Annotated in this window: 18 protein-coding genes; 5 read left to right on the top strand and 13 right to left on the bottom strand. The window is 47.4% G+C overall.

Translation table 11 applies throughout. From position 1 onward, the window contains the following. Position 1: 1 nt before the first annotated feature. From CWM47_RS19320 to CWM47_RS19265, 12 genes are all read right to left on the bottom strand, one after another. Entirely contained in the window at positions 2-451 is a 450-nt protein-coding gene (locus tag CWM47_RS19320) for a (4Fe-4S)-binding protein (RefSeq protein ID WP_100989857.1), read from the bottom strand. A 25-nt stretch (positions 452-476) separates the two neighbouring features. Then, a complete protein-coding gene (locus CWM47_RS19315) occupies positions 477-914 on the bottom strand; it encodes an OsmC family protein (protein WP_100989856.1) in 438 nt (145 codons plus the stop codon). A 113-nt stretch (positions 915-1,027) separates the two neighbouring features. Continuing rightward, positions 1,028-1,657: an orotate phosphoribosyltransferase gene (gene pyrE / locus CWM47_RS19310; RefSeq protein WP_394342021.1), complete on the bottom strand. Its 630-nt coding sequence runs from the start codon at positions 1,655-1,657 to the stop codon at positions 1,028-1,030. A 42-nt stretch (positions 1,658-1,699) separates the two neighbouring features. After that, positions 1,700-2,980, bottom strand: a complete 1,281-nt coding sequence (locus CWM47_RS19305) for a hemolysin family protein (RefSeq protein ID WP_100989854.1) — start codon at positions 2,978-2,980, stop codon at positions 1,700-1,702. Between the two features lie 73 nt (positions 2,981-3,053). Then, positions 3,054-3,281 (bottom strand): hypothetical protein, encoded by a 228-nt coding sequence (locus CWM47_RS19300; protein ID WP_100989853.1) that lies wholly within the window; start codon positions 3,279-3,281, stop codon positions 3,054-3,056. 35 nt (positions 3,282-3,316) lie between these two features. Beyond that, on the bottom strand, positions 3,317-5,980 hold the full coding sequence (ccsA, locus tag CWM47_RS19295) for a cytochrome c biogenesis protein CcsA (RefSeq protein ID WP_100989852.1): 2,664 nt from the start codon (positions 5,978-5,980) through the stop codon (positions 3,317-3,319). Then, positions 5,977-6,243 carry a type II toxin-antitoxin system RelE family toxin gene (locus CWM47_RS19290; RefSeq protein ID WP_100989851.1) on the bottom strand — a complete coding sequence of 89 codons (267 nt, stop codon included), beginning with the start codon at positions 6,241-6,243 and terminating at the stop codon, positions 5,977-5,979. The genes ccsA (CWM47_RS19295) and CWM47_RS19290 overlap by 4 nt, the downstream gene beginning before the upstream one ends. After that, positions 6,240-6,437, bottom strand: coding sequence for a hypothetical protein (locus tag CWM47_RS19285; RefSeq protein ID WP_100989850.1), 198 nt, complete (start codon positions 6,435-6,437; stop codon positions 6,240-6,242). The genes CWM47_RS19290 and CWM47_RS19285 overlap by 4 nt, the downstream gene beginning before the upstream one ends. Further along, the gene (locus CWM47_RS19280; protein ID WP_100989849.1) at positions 6,434-6,874 is read right to left on the bottom strand and encodes a cytochrome c maturation protein CcmE domain-containing protein; all 441 of its coding nucleotides are present in this window, start codon (positions 6,872-6,874) and stop codon (positions 6,434-6,436) included. Before CWM47_RS19280 ends, CWM47_RS19285 begins: the two co-directional genes overlap by 4 nt. 63 nt (positions 6,875-6,937) lie before the next feature. Further along, entirely contained in the window at positions 6,938-7,192 is a 255-nt protein-coding gene (locus CWM47_RS19275) for a CcmD family protein (RefSeq protein ID WP_100989848.1), read from the bottom strand. 116 nt (positions 7,193-7,308) lie between these two features. After that, positions 7,309-7,968 carry a cytochrome c biogenesis protein CcsA gene (gene ccsA, locus CWM47_RS19270; RefSeq protein ID WP_100989847.1) on the bottom strand — a complete coding sequence of 220 codons (660 nt, stop codon included), beginning with the start codon at positions 7,966-7,968 and terminating at the stop codon, positions 7,309-7,311. Positions 7,969-8,032: 64 nt separating this feature from the next. Continuing rightward, positions 8,033-8,707 (bottom strand): heme exporter protein CcmB, encoded by a 675-nt coding sequence (locus tag CWM47_RS19265; RefSeq protein ID WP_100989846.1) that lies wholly within the window; start codon positions 8,705-8,707, stop codon positions 8,033-8,035. Positions 8,708-8,988: 281 nt separating this feature from the next. Here CWM47_RS19265 and CWM47_RS19260 point away from each other — a divergent pair, with 281 nt between their 5' ends. The 3 genes from CWM47_RS19260 (at position 8,989) to feoB (ending at position 12,253) form a co-directional block, all read left to right on the top strand. Further along, positions 8,989-9,753 carry a sulfite exporter TauE/SafE family protein gene (locus CWM47_RS19260; RefSeq protein WP_100989845.1) on the top strand — a complete coding sequence of 255 codons (765 nt, stop codon included), beginning with the start codon at positions 8,989-8,991 and terminating at the stop codon, positions 9,751-9,753. A gap of 78 nt (positions 9,754-9,831) precedes the next feature. Beyond that, the gene (locus tag CWM47_RS19255) at positions 9,832-10,065 is read left to right on the top strand and encodes a FeoA family protein (RefSeq protein ID WP_100989844.1); all 234 of its coding nucleotides are present in this window, start codon (positions 9,832-9,834) and stop codon (positions 10,063-10,065) included. A gap of 70 nt (positions 10,066-10,135) precedes the next feature. Further along, the gene (gene feoB, locus CWM47_RS19250) at positions 10,136-12,253 is read left to right on the top strand and encodes a ferrous iron transport protein B (RefSeq protein WP_100989843.1); all 2,118 of its coding nucleotides are present in this window, start codon (positions 10,136-10,138) and stop codon (positions 12,251-12,253) included. 396 nt (positions 12,254-12,649) lie between these two features. On the opposite strand, the gene CWM47_RS19245 is transcribed toward feoB, so the two are convergent. Then, entirely contained in the window at positions 12,650-14,167 is a 1,518-nt protein-coding gene (locus tag CWM47_RS19245; RefSeq protein ID WP_100989842.1) for an NAD(P)H-hydrate dehydratase, read from the bottom strand. Positions 14,168-14,282: 115 nt separating this feature from the next. Here CWM47_RS19245 and rplS point away from each other — a divergent pair, with 115 nt between their 5' ends. Together rplS and dapF are read left to right on the top strand one after the other, a co-directional pair. Then, the gene (gene rplS, locus CWM47_RS19240; protein WP_100989841.1) at positions 14,283-14,657 is read left to right on the top strand and encodes a 50S ribosomal protein L19; all 375 of its coding nucleotides are present in this window, start codon (positions 14,283-14,285) and stop codon (positions 14,655-14,657) included. A gap of 168 nt (positions 14,658-14,825) precedes the next feature. Next, complete coding sequence (gene dapF, locus CWM47_RS19235) at positions 14,826-15,599, top strand: diaminopimelate epimerase (RefSeq protein WP_100993951.1); 774 nt, start codon at positions 14,826-14,828, stop codon at positions 15,597-15,599. The last annotated feature ends 3 nt before the right edge of the window (positions 15,600-15,602 follow it).

Genomic DNA, 15,602 nt, shown 5'->3' with positions numbered 1-15,602 from the left:
ATCAGCCTACAAAACCCGCTTTAATGTGCGAACCATCGCAGTAAGGTTTGTTGCTGCTGGCTCCGCACCGACAAAATGCTGTGACCTTATTTTTCTTCGTTTCTTGTCCGTCCGGGCTTTTTACGGTCAAATTTCCATAGACAAGCAGAGGGCCGTTGGGCATTGGCTCAACAATACTTTCGGCCTGTATCGCTTCTGGTTGAATGTGCTCCTCGTTTCGAAAATAACTCAATGCTTTCGATGGGCAACGGTCCACTTGTTCAGCAATGTGCTGCGTATCGGCACCAGTCATGTTTACCCAAGGGCGCTCTCGTGGATTGAATACCGTGGCTAACTGAGTCCAGCAGAGTTTCGAATGGATACACACGTTGGGTTTCCAGACAACAGTAATCTCACCATTGGTGTAGGTTTTTGTGATGTCCGGTGTCTGATTATGCTCGGCCGTATTCATAGATTTTGCTGAGTAGATGAATGTCTTACAGGTCGACTTCCAATGACTGGCGTTGTTTACTACCAGCATCGTCGATCAGAATGGTCTCAAAATCAACCGGGTTCTGGAGTGCCCGGTGAATAGGACATCGGTCTGCCATCTCTGTTAACCTCGCCCGTTGATCTTCGGTCAAGTTACCGTTTAAGATCAACTTTACAACGAAAAGAGAGCGTTTTGTCTCAATGTCATTACTATAATCGACATGCACAACCGCAGATTCGAGTGGCCACCCTTTGCGGTCGGCATACATCCGTAACGTCATTACGGTACAGGCTCCCAGGGATGCAGCCAGCAACTCACCCGGCCGCATTCCTCGATCCTGCCCGCCCATGTCAACGGGTTCGTCGGCTACAATAACCTGAGAACCCGTTGACAGGTGCGTTTCATAAGGTGTTCGTCCGATGCTTGCGGTAAGGGTAGCCATTTTAGTTATAAGTTATTGGTTAATAGTAATTTGCATAAACCTCATTCAACGAGTGCTATTAATCAAAAACTACTGATTCATAACTTAATAACAGTTCAACTAATGACCAATAGCTACTGCCCCCACTGCGCCGGATTCTGACGCCAGGCGGCAAGAGATTCCATAGCATCTGCCGATATATAGTCGAGAGCCTGTGCTTCGACTAAAAGAGCGTCGTAGTTACTCAGGCATATTAACGGCACGTTTTTACTGGCAAAGTTCTGGTCGGCCAATGGGAAGCCGTATGTGAAAATGGCGGCCATGCCAAGGACTTCGGCACCCGCTGCCTGAAGGGCATTGACAACCTTCAGCGAACTGCCCCCTGTGGAAATCAGATCTTCAATAACAACAACTTTCTGGCCACTCGACAAATGACCTTCAATTTGCTTTCCCATCCCGTGGGCCTTCGGTTCGGGCCGCACATAACAATAGGGGATGCCTAGAACATCAGCGACTAAAGCCCCCTGCGGAATTCCCGCCGTAGCTACACCGGCAATCACTTCTACCGAAGGAAAACGCTCACGAATGGCTTCTGCGAGTGCATTTTTAATGTAAGTGCGCACCTCAGGATACGCCAGCGTAACCCGATTGTCGCAATAAATAGGGGATTTCCAACCCGAACTCCAGGTAAAAGGCTCATTAGGCTTGAGCCGGACAGCCTGTACCGCCAGCAAATGCCGCGCTACCGTTTTTTGAACAGACAATTTATTCACGATGTAGTAAAAAAGAACACAAGTAATGGTGGATCACTCTTTTCTCAAATGGACTTTCACGGTATCAATCCGTGTGCCGTCCATAGAAATAATAGTAAATGTAAAAGGCGAGAATTCAATTACCTCGCCAACCTGAGGCACATCCTCATGGGTTTCTAAAATAAGGCCACCTAGTGTATCGTAGTTCCCTTCGGGAATCGTCCAGTCGTAGGTTTTATTCAGATCGTCAATTTCATGCCGGGCGCTCAACAGCCAGTTGGACTCGTCAAGCTGCTGCTCCACCCAGTCTTCGTTGGTGTCATATTCGTCCTGGATCTCACCGAAAATCTGTTCGACCATGTCTTCTACGCTCACAATGCCCGCCGTGCCGCCAAATTCGTCGACTACGAGCGCCAGGCTTTTTCGTTCCGATAAAAAACGGAGCAGCAAATCCTGAGCAGGCATGGTTTCAGGAACAACAATAATAGGCGTAATAATTTCCTCAACGGTTGCTGGCTTCTTAAACAGCGCCAGCGCATGGCAGTACCCGATAACATCGTCAATTGTGTCGCGGTATACCACGATTTTTGAGTGACCGCTGTCCTGAAAGGCCAACCTAAGATCTTCGACGGTATCATCCACAGCAATAGCCGTAATTTCAGTACGAGGCACTAAACAGTCGCGTACCCGTACATCGCGAAACTCGATAGCATTATTAAATATCTTCGTATCGACCTCTACATCCTGCTCCGTGTCGGCCTTCTGGTTGAGTTGTTGTAAGTAATGGTTAAGGTCGGTGAGACCGAAAACCGGGCGAATTTCGGGGTTGCGTTTGCCCAGCACATATCGGATAAAGAAGCGTGCCGTGCCAACCAATACCCGAACAACAGGGGCAATGGCTTTATAGATAACCCAAAGCGGCACCGCCAAAGCTTCCAGAAAACGGTCGGGATGAATGAGGGCAAGACTTTTGGGAATATAGTCGGCAACGGGCAGGAAGATAAGCGTCAGAATCAGCGTTTCGATCGTGATAACAACCGATTCATGTGCTGCCCAATTTTCGGGCAATACGGCAATTAACAATGGGTTGAGGGATGTAACCCCTAAAACGGTATAGAGTACCAGAAAAAGCGTGTTGCCAGTCAGGGTCGTTCCGACGAAAAGAATGGGATTTTTTAAAAAGCCCGAGACTAGTTTCTCACTCAATGGCCCCTGTTTGCTGTGAAGCTCAAAGTATAATCGGTTAACCGATACATAGGCCATCTCTACTGCCGAGAAAAAACCGGCCAGCACGAGGGCAAGTAAGGCACCGAATAAAAGAGCGTAGGGTTCCATTTTTTAATGATGAATGATGAATGATAAGTGAAGAATAGAATGTAAATGCACACCATTCATCACTTGTCATTCATCATTTCTTTTTCTTCTTCCGGTCTTCGACCATTTGTTTAATTGTTGGAGAGACCGCTTTTTCCCTTTCGATCCGTTTATTTCTGACGTATTGAAAAGCCAGAATAAAGCCTAGAAATAGCATTAACAACCAGTAGCTATCGCCAAACGTGGTGCGTTGATACTCGGCAATCCAGATGACTAAAAAACCGGCAGCGACTGCTAAAAGAAGGATTTCAGAAAGTTTCATAGGGTTGGTTTACCGTATACGGTAAACCATAAATCTTAAACAGCTTTGTTTTGCATTTTGCCAAATTCCCGATACCGCCGGAATGTGGCGATCAGGAAGCCGATGACAACGATTAGCGTTCCAATCCAGAGGATGTTGATAAGTGGCTTTTCAATCGCCTTCATCACAATGTAGTCGCGCTGTGTCCGATTAACGGCGAAGGTGAATTTGCCTGTTCGCGGGTCAATTTCATTCAGTTGAATCCGTACACCTAATTCATCGCTTACTTCGGCTGGGTGAGCCACCATGCGATCTTTTATAACAAAAGCAGGGGTGAGAATATGTTCGCCATTTTTGTCGAGCACCCGAACTTTTGCCCGAACAGCGGCATCGGTATCTGTAAGCTCCAGACCTTCTACTTGGTTTGTGCGTGCAACATCGTCCAGAATAGCCACATAATCGTTCAGGAAAAATGTGTCTTTAATAGCCACACTGAACGTCTCCGTTTTCTCCCATGTATTTTCGGCACTAGGGTCAGGCACCGACGATACATAGGTGTACATATCGCGGTCCGTTTTGTGTTTGATGTCGGGCGAGGCAAGTAATCCCATGCGCTCGTTTACCTGAGCACGGGGATACAGGTTAAAAATTCTACCATCGGTATCCCTATATTCAACATCATAATAGGTGTTTTCCGGGTATAGGGCCAGGGTATCACCTTTTTTATGGTAAATCTTACCATTCTGTTCAATATCGCGTTGGGCAATACCATGAAAGTCGCCTTCGATCACCTCGACGTCATTGCGCGGAATGTACCCCGGCACGTCGCGGGCTTCGATTCGTTTGCCGCGATAAGTAAGCTGGTAGGGCCCCATACGCTCAGGCTGGTTGAGCCATAAGAGCGTATTTTCCTTATTCTGTCGGTTATTGTCTTTCGTAAACTCCTCCTGCTTTGAGATGAGCAGACCACTGTTGTTGATCGAGATGACCTTTGTATAACCCGCCGAATACAGAATGCCAATAAGCATCAGGGCCATACCGATGTGCGAAACCGCGCCACCAGAAAGCCGATAATTACCCTTTACAACATCCAGCAAAATGGCTCCATTGGTCATCAGTGCGAAGACCGAAGCCACCAGAAGGGCCATATAAATGGGATTCTTCATCCCACCGAAAGAAATTAGACTGGCACAGAGGAGTAGCGTCAGAATACCGGGTGTGATCAACGAATCCCACTTTTTATGATCCACCTTACGCCACCACATATATTGACCGACACCGCTCAGCAAGGCAATTACCACAAAGAACCAGATCTGGAATTTACTGTAGTGCGCCACCTGATCGGCGGGAAGAGCCAGATTAGACACCTTGCCGAACGACTCCATAATTTTATTATAAACCGGAATCGACGTTGTGGCAATGACCTGAAATGCGGCCAGACACAATACTGTGGCGCCAATAAATACCCAGAATTCTTTGGTGTATACGGTTGCCTCTTCTTTATCGGCAGTAATGTATTTCCATTTGACGGCGGCTAAAATTACTGCCAGCACAACAAAAGCCATCAGATACATCAATAACTGCCCCGACAAACCTAAGTCGGTAAATGAGTGAACGGATGCGTTACCCAGAATACCGCTTCTCGACAGGAACGTGGAGTATAAAATTAAGATGAATGTAGAGATCGTTAGAATAATGGCCATTTTCAGCCCTGCCGAACTACGCTTGGCAATCAGCATCGTGTGTAAGGCAGCCACCAGCACCAGCCAGGGAACATACACTGCGTTTTCGACGGGGTCCCAGTTCCAGTAGCCTTCGAAGTTTAGGGTTTCATAGGCCCAATAGCCGCCCATCATGACGCCCACACCCAATACCATTCCGCCAATGAGCGTCCAGGGTAAGGCAGGCCGAATCCATTCAAGGGGTTGGTTGCGCCATAAACCAGCTATACAATAGGCAAAGGGAACTAACGCCAGCGCAAAGCCAAGAAACAACGTTGGGGGGTGAATAACCATCCAGTAATTCTGAAGCAGCGGGTTCAGACCATTCCCGTCCTTAGGCACAAAGTTTGGGTCGGCCGTAAAGATGGGAGCATCGGGCATGGCTTCTGTCAGCAATAGAAACGGCGAGGAGCCAATTTTAAATGTATCACCAAAGATTACACCTAAAATCATGGATGCCAGAAAAGCCTGAACCAGCGCAAAAATAGCCATCATGGGGGCTTCCCACTGTTTGCCGCTCGTCCGGATCAGGATGGCACCCAATACAGCATTCCAGAACAACCAGAGCAAAAATGACCCTTCCTGTCCTTCCCAGAAACACGAAATCATGTACTGAACCGGCAACGCCCGAGAGGAGTGACTCCAGGCGTAGTGATACTCGAAGTAATGGTTATAAATGATATAGAAAAGACAGGAGGCTACACTAATCACGGCCGCACCGTTAATATAAAAAGCCCACCGCGCCAGTGTCCGCCAGTCATCCTTGTCCGCCAATGGATTGCGATTTGCCTGATTGGATGGTGTTTTGTGTTTAGCCTTTTTACTGCCCAGGCTAGACTCCCCGGCATAGGCTAACTGACGTTCCTCAACGACTTCAGCTTGTGCGGTTTTACCCCACCCCAGGGCTGAGAAAAAGTAAGCGACCGTTGCAACCAGAGCTGTAACGAACGACAGGATAACGAAAAAGTGGCCGAGTTGCCCGACTGTGGTATGTATCATAATCGCTTAATGAGTTGATTGTACTCTGCGTGAGAGCCTATCCAGAACCAATAGAATTCGTCTTCGTGTATGGCCAACACGCGGAAATGATCACCTACACGTGCTGACCATAAGTTTTCTTTTCCGCTAATCTCTTTGAAATGCAACGATGGATGCGATGGGTCTATCTTTAGTAGTTCAAAATTCTTATCTGCCAAGTCCTGAACGGCTTCAGGCAGATTGTAATAACGTTTCCAGAATTTTGACGTGGTATGATGATTCATAAAGGTTTTGTTCTACCCGTACGAATATCCTCTCGGGCTTCATTAAGCAAATCGTCGAGCCGCCCCGCTTCAGCGTCTTCTTTTATTTGCTTATCCCACTGCTCATGAAAAAAATCAAAAAGACGTGTTACTAGTCCATCTAGTTCGTTAACTGGTAATTCTTTTGCTGCTTTCTCTATTTCCTGAACGCTCATAGTTGTGCCGTTTTTGCCTCGTGTTCCGTTGTTTCCAACTTACCATCCTGGTACTTTGATGGGCATTTTAGCAAAATTTTGTTGCATTGAAAATGGTCGTCCTGCATAGACCCAATAATAACGACCTGCTCCGAACGATCGAAATCCTGAGGTTTGGGACTGTTAAAAACCACTTTTTGTGCTCGCTGGTCATTGTCTATAAGTGTAAACTCAAAGTGGTTCGGGTCAATGGCGGGATTGTAGAGCATATCCGTAATCTGGCCCTGTGAATTTTTCTGAAGCTTACCGACAACGTGAATCATTTTGTCGTCGCCATCTTTTTTCATTTGCTCAGCTTTTGCGAAGGTTGTGTACACACTGGCGTCGCCTGCTGTGCTGGCAATAACTCCAATGGCTACTGCAATAACAATAATGCCGATTATGTGAGAGATTTTCATGTTGGTTACCTGATTTAACGGCTTGTAAATCGTCGTTATGATGTATGAGTTACACAGAATAGACTACAAACTATATTGTTTTTTTTTGTCTTTCACTTCTTGTTCCAATTTACCGATCTGTCTGTCAAGCCGGACGAGATAGACGATAATACCGGTAAAGACGGTAGCGATTACCGCCACAACCACCCATATTTTACCATCGGAACGGAGACGGTCGGCCATTTCAATGCCCTCACGAACCGGCTGTTGCGCCATAAGGGTTTGGCTAAAAAAAAGCAGGGCTATCAGGAGAGAGAGTAGGCGAAAAGGCAGTCGCATTGTCGTTTGAAGTAGTTAGAAAAATAACGCAAAGATAAGCTGAAACATTCCCGGAATGGTAGTTTCCGGAATGCTAGTTATTGGGACTACACATGTTATTGGGACTACACATGAGTTTAATCATCTATAGCCGCCTTCATACGCCGATAGCGTACCCGAAGCTCGGTAATCCAGACCCCCAGTAAGGTGAAGCCAATAACGGCTGGATAAAACACCATCCGTATACGGTTGTCCATATCGTATTTGCCAAAAGCCGGGTTGCCGCCGTTGCCGGGGTGCAGCGAGTCGGTTAAACGCGGGACGATGAAAATCAGGGGAACGAACACCGCAAAGGCAAAGATGTTGTAAACCGCCGAAATCCGGGCACGTCGCTGTTCGTCGTCAAACGAACCACGCAGAATAAGGTAAGCCAGATACATAAGCATACCAACGGCTACACTGTTGAGTTTGGGGTCATTCGGCCAGGGTTCGCCCCAGGTGAAGTTGGCCCAGATCGAACCCGTCAGGCAACCTAAAAGACCAAATAAAATGGCCGAGTTCGCAAACTCAACCGCCACCAGATCGTCGTCAAACCGACCGCTACGCAGGTATCTGATGGAGTAAACCGCTGAGGTCAGCAACAGAACGATCATACCAAACCAGAGCGGCACGTGGAAATACACATTCCGAATGCTCTCGTTTAGAATCGGCTGGCGCGGCACAACGCCTAATAGCCCTTGAAGAATCACGTAAACCAAAATCAAGACCGAAAGGGCCTTCCACCAATTCTTTTTCATATAGTAACGCGGACATCCTGTCCGCCATGATGTTTAATAAATGCGGACAGGATGTCCGCGTTACTCAACTCCGCCATAAAAACGGAAATAACAACCACGAAAGTGTCAGGACAATAGCGTCTATAGCCAGCACGGTTCCTATCTCGTTCCAGCTTACGCTTCGGTCAAGACCATCGAGGGCATTTTTCGACACTTTCAATAGCATGAGCAGCAGGGGTAGAATGATCGGGAAGCTCAATACCGCCATCAACGTTGCCGGGTTTTCGGCTTTGCTGGCAATGCCCGATACCAGCGTAAGTGACGACGCAAATCCGATTGCTCCCAGCACCAGCGTCAACATGTAAAGTGGCACGTCGTTTACCGGATTGCCCAATACAAACGCATATACCCCGAAGCCCAGAAAGACCAGCATTAACATCAGGGCTGTGTTGTATAGAATTTTGGACAGAATAATCTGTTGCGGACTGGCTAATGTGTAGTAGTATAATTGCCGTCCGGCACGCTCCTGTACAAAACTCTTGGCAATGGCATTGATCGCCGTAAACAGCAAAATAATCCAGAACAGCGTATTCCAGACAATAGGCGTCAATTGGCCTCGTCGGGCGTTAAAGCTGAGGTAACACACAAACACGGCACCGACAATATACAGGAGCATACCATTGAGGGCATAGCGTTGCCTCCATTCCAGCAGGAACTCCTTCCGCATCAATGCACTCATCTGCCGTACCGATTCTGCCATGCTCTGTCTATTAATTCTGCAAATTTACAGCGCAATGCTGATGCACGAAAGAAATAGTTTTAGGTTCTCTTGGGCATTCGTTTCCTGATTTCCTGTTCCTGTAAGTCGGGAAACGTTACCGGAAGACAAAAGCAGCTTACTTCCTCTTCTTAATGTCTACATGAACGTTGTGCCTATTTTTTCGATTATCCAGACTGCTGAGGTGATTGTATCTCTATCTGTAGGCTCATTTAAAGTCAAAGTTTAGGGTATAGGTTTTTTGTAAAGGGCTTATTATTTTGATGGATTATTCTGCGGTTTTAGTGTTGTGTGGCTTTTCGTTTCTGGCTGGTTTTGTCGATGCAATTATTGGTGGGGGAGGGCTTATCCAAACGCCCGCTATGCTATTTACGCTACCCCGGTACCCGGTGCCAACCCTGATTGGGACGACCAAAATCCCGTCTATGTTCAGTAGCTTGATGGGTGCCTTTCAGTATAGCCGACGTGTTGCGGTGGTTGGCCGATTTATTGGACCGATGATGGCCATTGCCTTTGGGGCTTCCTGGTTTGGGTCCTGGGTACTTTCCCGAGTGCCGAATAGTTTCATGAAACCTCTGGCTCTGGTCATTCTAATTGGGGTGTTCATTTATACACTGATAAAAAAAGATTTTGGGCAGGTGTCGCATCGGGTGGTAACGGCAAGTCAGCAGCAGAAGCGCATGTGGTTTATGGGGGCAGGTATCGGGTTTTATGATGGCTTCTTTGGCCCCGGAACGGGCAGCTTTCTTGTACTTGGTTTCATTGCACTCATTGGCTTCGATTTCCTCAAGGCTAGTGCTCATGCTAAATTGGTCAATGCGTCAACTAATCTGGCCAGCACTTTATTTTTTATAAATGAAGGGAAAATTCTCTATGCATTTGCATTCCCCATGGCCATTGCCAGCCTCTCAGGAGCTTTTTTAGGGGCACGTCTGGCGATATTAAAAGGGAATCGATTCATTCGGGTATTCTTTTTATTTCTCATTGCAGCAACCATTTTACGGTTTGCGTGGGATTTGCTCAGATAGATTTGCATCAATAAACTTTCCGTTGTAATCTTGCGTTAATTAAACTGAATCTAAATAAAGATTAGCCTCACCAAGACCATGAGCAAACGTAGCGTAGCTGACCTGAAAATTGGAGAACGAGCCACCATTGAGTCGTTTAACAATCAATTGATGTCGCTTAAGTTGCTCGAAATGGGCTGCCTGCCGGGTGCTGAAGTGTGCCTGCACAGCAAAGCTCCGCTTGGTGATCCGATTTGCCTGAACGTAGCGGGTTATTGCCTGGCAATGCGCAAGTCGGAAGCGGCTACAATCATGATTCAAAATGAGGATTAACTGTACTTAACCGTGCGGATGGCACCGTCCTGATGTTTCGAGTTCGGGCGGCCTCGTCTTAACTTGTGTCTTGAAATCGTCTCCTATCATTGCCCTCGTTGGCAACCCCAATGCCGGTAAATCATCGCTATTTAATCAACTGACCGGCCTGCGTCAGAAGACGGGTAACTTTCCGGGCGTCACAATGGATAAAAAATCCGGACTGTGGCCCATTGATACGCAGAACACCGCCACCGTTATTGACCTTCCCGGCGTTTATTCCATCTACCCAAAGTCGTTAGACGAACAGATCGTTACCGATATTCTGGCCAACCCCAGCCATCCCGACTACCCCGATGTTGCCGTTGTAGTGATAGATGCGGCCAATCTCCACCGAAATTTATTGCTCTTTACGCAAATTACCGACCTCGGCGTGCCTACCGTCCTGGCGCTGAATATGCTTGATGTGGCGCAGCAGCAAACAAAAGCGATCAATTCTGTTCGGTTGGCAATGCGTTTGGGCGTGCCCGTTGTGCGTATTAATGCACGGAAGGGTGAAGGACTTGATTTACTGAAAAAGGCCGTTCTGGATCAAATCCAGGAGCCGGTATTGCCGGGTAAACTTTTCTTCGACCCAGTCGATGAAGTCCCTGAAGTTATAGCTGATACTAAAACGCAGTACCATCTCGACAATAATTACCTCGCCTTACAATATATTATCCAGCATGACGGCGTCTCCTTCCTGAATCGTCAGCAACAGATGGGGCTGGATACCATTATTGAGTCGCATCAATTTAATGTAACAACCTTTCAGGCGAATGAAACCATCACCCGCTATAAACGTATAGCTGCAATCGTAACGGAAGTCGTTACCGATAAGCGGCCTATTAATCAGCCAACCTGGAGTCAGAAACTCGACAGAGTACTGTTGCACCCAGTGTGGGGGTATGCCATTTTTGGGTTTATATTACTACTGCTTTTTCAGGCCATTTTTGCCTGGGCGCAGCCATTTATGGATGCCATCGATACGGGTGTTGCCTGGCTCAACGGGCAGCTCAAAACGAGTTTGCCGCCCGGTCCTCTTACAGACCTGCTCACTGATGGTATATTGGCTGGTATTGGAGGTATTCTTGTTTTTATTCCGCAGATCGCCTTCCTGTTTTTTCTGATTGCCTTACTCGAAGAATCGGGATATATGTCTCGTGTAATGGTCATTATGGACCGGATTATGCGCAAATTCGGGCTGAACGGCCGGAGTGTGGTGCCGCTTATTTCGGGAGTTGCCTGTGCTGTTCCGGCCATTATGGCCACACGCAGTATTGGTACCCGGCGCGACAGGCTCATTACCATTCTGGTAACGCCATTGATGAGTTGCTCGGCTCGCCTGCCAATTTATACAATCCTTATTGCCTTAGTTGTACCTAACCAGCGCGTATTAGGCGTTTTTAACCTTCAGGGGCTTGCCTTGATGAGTTTATATCTCCTGGGTCTGGTTAGTGCGTTGGTAGCTGCTTACGTTCTGAAAATTCTGCTTAAAACAAAGGAGCGTGGCTATTTCATTATGGAATTGCCTACGTTTAAACTGCCCCGCTGGAACCACGTTGGGCTTACGGTCTGGGAAAGTGTTCGCTCATTTGTGTGGGAAGCCGGGCGGGTTATTCTGGCTATCTCGATCGTGTTGTGGGTATTAGCCAGCTATGGCCCCGGCGATTCAATGGAACAGGCTGAAAAGCTGGTTAAACAACAAAATTCAACACTCTCATCCGACGCCCTGCAAAATCGCATTGCCTCCGAACGACTCGAAGCATCCTATGCCGGGAATTTCGGACACTTTATTGAGCCAGTTATTCGGCCGCTCGGCTATGACTGGAAAATTGGTATTGCCCTGCTGAGTTCGTTTGCCGCCCGCGAGGTGTTCGTTGGTACAATGTCAACGATTTACAGCATCGGCGATGGTGGGGATGATGAGGGAGTAACAATTCGGGAGCGGCTGCGTCAGGAAAAAAATCCTGAAACAGGAGGAGTTATGTATACCCCCGCCCTTGCCTGGTCGCTGCTGGTTTTTTACGTATTCGCTATGATGTGCATGAGCACATTAGCCGCTACCCAACGCGAAACCAAGAGCTGGAAGTGGCCAGCCGTACAATTAACCTACATGATGGTTTTAGCGTATGTTGCAGCCTTTGCTACCTATCAATTAATGAAGTGAGTCGCAACGGCTTTTGTAAGAGTTACCACAGTAATCCTTTGGCAATCATTGGATAAATGAAGTAGTACACAATGTAAGCAAAGAGTGCTACAGTGAGTCCCCCAATAGCAGATGTTTGATCAAAATTTATGCGACTCTTTCGAGAGGTTCGATTCGTACGCCAATCTCGTTGTGCTGTGTGTTTCATGGTGTGCAGTAGTATGCTGTTTCATACTACTGCACGCAAATTTTGGGCCTGTAATTAGGTCTCAACCTGCCAGAAATGCAGAATTGCTGAATCTGCTATGGTACCTAAGTAGGCATTTTGGCTATATTTCGTAAACGGTTAATTTATCAGTATTGATATAGGTAAACGAAATATCATGTGTAGAATAAAATACACACTTTCTGGTAAATTTATTCCCATCGCAACGCATCAATGACATCAGACGCTGTCATACCAATAGACCCTCGCTGACTGGCTACCTGATCACCCGCTAATCCATGCGCATATACACCCAGCACGGCTGCTTCAACTGGATCATAACCCTGGGCTAATAGAGCCGTTAAAACGCCTGTCAATACATCGCCCGTTCCGCCGGTACTTAGTCCAGGGTTGCCTGTCGAGTTGAAATGAATATCACCATCGGGTGTCGCGATGGCCGAAAAAGCTCCTTTCAGGACGACGACGATCTTGTTTTTTTTTGCAAACTCACGCAGAAGATCTAATTTTTGATAGTCGTTACTCCACTTTTTGGTCAGTCGCTCAAATTCTTTGGGATGAGGAGTAAGAATACTACTCGGGGGGATATGATTCAGCAATTCACGATTTTCCGCCAGCAGATTCAAGGCATCGGCATCAACAACAATGGGTTTTTTCAGGCTCGGCAACAAGCCTTTCAGCATGGCCAGCGTTTCGGGAGCTTTACCAATACCGGGGCCAATGCCTATCGCCGAGAAGTCGGACGGATCAAGACTTTCGTGGCCTGCCTGATCAGATGGTGCAATGCCCGTAAGAATGTTTTGATGCCGATCAGGACTACACATGGCTTCGGGCACAACGGTTTGCAGAATTGTGTATCCACACTGGGGAACCTGAACCGTAAGCAATCCCACACCTGCCCGCAGGCAGGCTTTTGCCGAGAGTACTGCCGCCCCGATTTTTCCGTAGCTGCCGGCCAGAAGAAGGGCATGACCAAACGTACCTTTATTAGAAAAACGGTTTCGTTTTCGAAGTAATAATCTGGCTTCGCTAGGCTGGGTAAAATAGTAAGACGTTGGTGCCTGATCAATAAACCGCTTGTGAAGACGAATATCTAAAATATGCCAATTGCCGACGTAGGGGCCATTTTTTGGTAAAACAAGCGCCAACTTTGGCAACTGAAACGTAAGAGTGTAATCGGGTTCAATAATTACATCTGTCGGCTCGTTTGGCTGATCGGTGTAAAGGCCGCTGGCAATATCTACAGAAACCACTGTTGCCGGTGCCCGGTTGATAGCTTGAATGGTGTCTTTAACAATACCTTCAGTTGGGCGTGAAAGACCGGAACCAAAAATAGCGTCAATCACCACTTCATTATGGCGGATTGCCGGGATATCTGCCGTAGATTCGATGTAGTGAATAGAATCCAGAAGTAATTTAAGCCTACGATGGTTATGCATAAAATCATCGGATTCTCGTGGCGCATAGCGAACAACGTATACCTCGATTGGGTACTGATGTTCCAAAAGCAGCCGGGCAATAGCCATTCCATCGCCCCCATTATTGCCTAAACCGCAGAAAATTTTTGTGTGAATCGTATCCGGAAAATGATCGACAAACCACTCGACAAAAGTGTGTGCCGCTCGCTCCATCAAATTGATCGGTGCGATGGGTTCGTGTTGAATTGTGGACTGGTCAAGGGAACGGATTTGATCTACGTTCAGTATTTTCATGGGTTTGGTTGTTGGTACAAGCGCGTAATTTTACAAAAGTATTTTCTGCTACTGAGAAAATTACTATCTTTGCGGCTCATTTCGCAAATAGTTATCTGGCGATTTATATACGGTCATGAGCGAGTTAATCAAATTAGTGGAGGCAGACAACGCGCAACGTCGCGCCGAGTTGCCTGCGTTCCGGGCGGGCGATACGGTGAATGTACACGTCAAAATCCGCGAAGGAAATAAGGAACGCATCCAGGTGTTTACAGGAACGGTAATTCAACGCCGGAATCCAAGCACTGGTGGCGAGACATTTACTGTCCGCAAAGTATCAAATGGCGTTGGCGTAGAACGGATTTTCCCGCTTCTGTCACCCAATATCGACAAGGTTGAAATTGTTCGTCTGGGCAAAGTTCGTCGGGCGCGTTTGTTCTACCTACGCGGTCGTCAGGGTAAAGCTGCTCGGGTTAAAGAGCGCAAGCCAAAAGTCGTTGCAGCAGCTTAATTGCTTCGTTCTGCATAAAGTGTTTGAAAGAGCTGTCTGTAAAGGCGGCTTTTTTCGTGTTGGCTATGTTTGGGCCAAGCCGCCACGGCGGACCGTTCCAGCTTGGCCCCTTTAAACTGTAAACGGCCACGCTGGAACGGTCCGCCGTGGCGGCTTGGCCCAGACTTTATGGACTTTTTTAAATATCAGGGCACTGGCAACGACTTTGTAGTAGTCGACGACCGGAATGGCACATTCCCCGCATCTAATCAGGCGCTTGTTGAACAACTTTGCCACCGGCGGTTTGGTGTTGGAGCCGATGGCCTGATCCTGCTTCAAAAAGATACCGACTATGATTTCCGTATGGTGTACTTCAATGCTGACGGAGCAGAAGGCAGCATGTGTGGCAATGGTGGGCGTTGTATCGTCCGATTTGCGCACGACTTAGGCGTTTTTGATCAGGAAGTGCGTTTTCTGGCGGTCGATGGTGAACATAAGGCCGTTGTAAACGCAGATAGCGTTTCGCTAAAAATGAGCCCCGTTTCGGGTATTGAAGACCGCAATGGATTAACTTTCCTGAACACGGGTTCTCCCCATGTCGTTGTCTTTGTTGATGATCTGGAATCGCTAGATGTCGTGGCCGAAGGACGTGCCATTCGTTATAGTGATTCGTTTAAACCCGGTGGAACGAACGTTAATTTTGCGCAGGTACTTGACGATAAGAGCGTATTTGTCAGAACCTATGAACGGGGTGTTGAAGACGAAACCTATTCCTGCGGAACGGGCGTAACGGCTGTGGCTTTAGTGGCTCACCAGCAGGTGAAAATGGTTTCTCCTGTGATGATCAAAACAATTGGGGGCAACCTGCGCGTGTCATTCAATCACCTGGACAATGGTGGGTTCGATGACATTTACCTGATTGGCCCGGCTGAAAGAGTTTTTGCCGGAACCATAACCGTTTAAAGG

This window comes from Spirosoma pollinicola, assembly GCF_002831565.1.
In the GTDB taxonomy this organism is placed as follows: domain Bacteria; phylum Bacteroidota; class Bacteroidia; order Cytophagales; family Spirosomataceae; genus Spirosoma; species Spirosoma pollinicola.
Note: the sequence above shows the minus strand (reverse complement) of the source record. Positions and strands in the feature narration are given on the sequence as shown.

Excerpts from the sequence above, each read along its gene's own strand:
- CWM47_RS19255 (WP_100989844.1), top strand. The coding sequence starts at position 9,832 with ATGAGCAAACGTAGCGTAGCTGACCTGAAAATTGGAGAACGAGCCACC.
- CWM47_RS19315 (WP_100989856.1), bottom strand. The coding sequence starts at position 914 with ATGGCTACCCTTACCGCAAGCATCGGACGAACACCTTATGAAACGCAC.
- CWM47_RS19300 (WP_100989853.1), bottom strand. The coding sequence starts at position 3,281 with ATGAAACTTTCTGAAATCCTTCTTTTAGCAGTCGCTGCCGGTTTTTTA.
- CWM47_RS19245 (WP_100989842.1), bottom strand. The coding sequence starts at position 14,167 with ATGAAAATACTGAACGTAGATCAAATCCGTTCCCTTGACCAGTCCACA.
- CWM47_RS19285 (WP_100989850.1), bottom strand. The coding sequence starts at position 6,437 with ATGAGCGTTCAGGAAATAGAGAAAGCAGCAAAAGAATTACCAGTTAAC.
- CWM47_RS19305 (WP_100989854.1), bottom strand. The coding sequence starts at position 2,980 with ATGGAACCCTACGCTCTTTTATTCGGTGCCTTACTTGCCCTCGTGCTG.
- CWM47_RS19260 (WP_100989845.1), top strand. The coding sequence starts at position 8,989 with ATGGATTATTCTGCGGTTTTAGTGTTGTGTGGCTTTTCGTTTCTGGCT.
- dapF (WP_100993951.1), top strand. The coding sequence starts at position 14,826 with ATGGACTTTTTTAAATATCAGGGCACTGGCAACGACTTTGTAGTAGTC.
- rplS (WP_100989841.1), top strand. The coding sequence starts at position 14,283 with ATGAGCGAGTTAATCAAATTAGTGGAGGCAGACAACGCGCAACGTCGC.
- CWM47_RS19280 (WP_100989849.1), bottom strand. The coding sequence starts at position 6,874 with ATGAAAATCTCTCACATAATCGGCATTATTGTTATTGCAGTAGCCATT.
- CWM47_RS19290 (WP_100989851.1), bottom strand. The coding sequence starts at position 6,243 with ATGAATCATCATACCACGTCAAAATTCTGGAAACGTTATTACAATCTG.
- CWM47_RS19320 (WP_100989857.1), bottom strand. The coding sequence starts at position 451 with ATGAATACGGCCGAGCATAATCAGACACCGGACATCACAAAAACCTAC.
- ccsA (WP_100989847.1), bottom strand. The coding sequence starts at position 7,968 with ATGAAAAAGAATTGGTGGAAGGCCCTTTCGGTCTTGATTTTGGTTTAC.
- ccsA (WP_100989852.1), bottom strand. The coding sequence starts at position 5,980 with ATGATACATACCACAGTCGGGCAACTCGGCCACTTTTTCGTTATCCTG.
- CWM47_RS19275 (WP_100989848.1), bottom strand. The coding sequence starts at position 7,192 with ATGCGACTGCCTTTTCGCCTACTCTCTCTCCTGATAGCCCTGCTTTTT.
- CWM47_RS19265 (WP_100989846.1), bottom strand. The coding sequence starts at position 8,707 with ATGGCAGAATCGGTACGGCAGATGAGTGCATTGATGCGGAAGGAGTTC.